Raw genomic sequence first — 1,729 nt, forward strand, 5'->3', positions numbered from 1 at the left:
ACCACCTCGTATATTATGTTTAATTACTTTTTGTCGGACATATTTAATCTATATTTTCTTGGACGTCCGAGGATATTCCTAGATAATGAAAGTAAGGATCATTTGGGACAATTCCTTCACCACCTGTAGATATAACTACAAGGAAAGACTGTTTCCCAGTGTTCGCTTTATGCTTCCTACTCACAGGCTGTTCCCCTTACTTCAAACCTAGCTGTTAGTAGCGCTAGGGCGGCTTTTGGAGTAAGAATAAGTTCTTATACACGAGGATGTTGGTCAGCGATCACACTAGGGATATCCCCAGACGTCCAAGAAAGTTTCCAGTGATTCTAAAAGAAAGGAGGAGTTTTCTCATGAAATTATTTGTAGGTTTAGATGTGAGCTCTCAAGATGCGAAAATTTGTTTTTTAAATGGTGAAGGGGATTGTTTACAATCATTCACTATTACAAATGATTTACCTGGCGCTTTGATTTTAAAGAAAAAAATTCTAGACACAGCTTCTAAATCCAATTGTAAAATCATTAAGATTGGATTAGAATCTACATCAATTTATAGCTACCACCCAGCCATGTTCCTTCATAATGACAAGGAACTTAGAACCTACGGTTCTCAGGTATTTATGATTAATCCAAAACAAATTTCAAATTTTAAAAAAAGCTATCCGGAAATGGATAAAACCGATACAATTGATGCATTTGTCATTGCAGACTATGTTCGTTTTGGTCGCCATACGATGTCTATTGTAAAAGAAGAACAATATATGGCCTTACAACAATTAACTCGTTCTCGCTATCAACTCGTACATGCCTTGACGAAAGAAAAACAACATTTTCTTCAACACCTAGGATTGAAATGCAGCCAATTTACTCAAGACGTTGAATCCTCTGTATTCGGAAATGCCATGATGGAATTATTTCTAGAACGATTTAGTTTAGAAGAAATGGCTCAAATGCCTTTACAAGAGCTCGTTTTTTTCCTTCAGGAAAAAGGAAAAAAGCGTTTTGGTAATCCAGAAGACGTAGCGAAATCCATCCAAAAAGCTGTTAAAGGTTCGTATAGATTAAGCAAAGTCGTAGAAGATTCTATTGATCTCTTACTAAGCACCTCTATTCAGATTATGCGCACCTATCAAGCTCAAATTAAGGAGATTGAGAAAGGTATAGAAAGTTTGATGTCAACGTTACCGCAAACCCTTGACAGTATTCCTGGTGTAGGTCCTGTATTCGCGGCAGGTATTGTCGCTGAGATTGGTCAAATTGACCGCTTTGCCGATGAAACACGTATCGCAAAATATGCAGGCATCTTCTGGAAAAAATACCAGTCTGGTCGCTTTACTGCAGAAAATACATCCTTAACAAAATCAGGAAATCCGTACTTACGTTATTACCTAGTTGAAGCCGCCAACTCCGTAAGACGTCATGTACCTGAATATCGTGATTATTATACGAAAAAGTCTGCAGAAGTGCCTAAACATAAGCACAAACGTGCCCTCGTCTTAACTGCAAGAAAATTTGTGCGTTTGGTTGATGCGCTACTACGCAATAACCAAATTTACGCGCCTGGAAGGGGCGTTGATAGATGATATCTAGCGACATTTTCCCTTCCCTTTAAATACCATTAATTTACAATTAGTTGATGGTCTAGTTTCCTATTGCCTTTTTTAAGCTGTAATACTAGATTTAATAGTTCAAGTACTAAAATACCTACTTGACATCACACCACAGGTCTTTC

At 37.5% G+C, this 1,729-nt stretch carries 2 protein-coding genes; one reads left to right on the plus strand and one right to left on the minus strand.

The genetic code is table 11. The annotated features are described in order from the left end of the window. Positions 1-43: 43 nt before the first annotated feature. A complete protein-coding gene (locus tag ACS2MN_RS30900) occupies positions 44-184 on the minus strand; it encodes a hypothetical protein (protein ID WP_014990590.1) in 141 nt (46 codons plus the stop codon). Between the two features lie 166 nt (positions 185-350). Between ACS2MN_RS30900 and ACS2MN_RS30905 the strand changes: the two genes are divergently transcribed. After that, the gene (locus tag ACS2MN_RS30905; protein WP_438894970.1) at positions 351-1,580 is read left to right on the plus strand and encodes an IS110 family transposase; all 1,230 of its coding nucleotides are present in this window, start codon (positions 351-353) and stop codon (positions 1,578-1,580) included. Positions 1,581-1,729 lie beyond the last annotated feature (149 nt).

This window comes from Bacillus cereus group sp. BceL062 (assembly GCF_051780025.1).
Classification (GTDB): domain Bacteria; phylum Bacillota; class Bacilli; order Bacillales; family Bacillaceae_G; genus Bacillus_A; species Bacillus_A toyonensis.

Bases quoted from the DNA above. Each gene is read 5' to 3' on its own strand.
- ACS2MN_RS30905 (WP_438894970.1), top strand. From the start codon at position 351: ATGAAATTATTTGTAGGTTTAGATGTGAGCTCTCAAGATGCGAAAATT.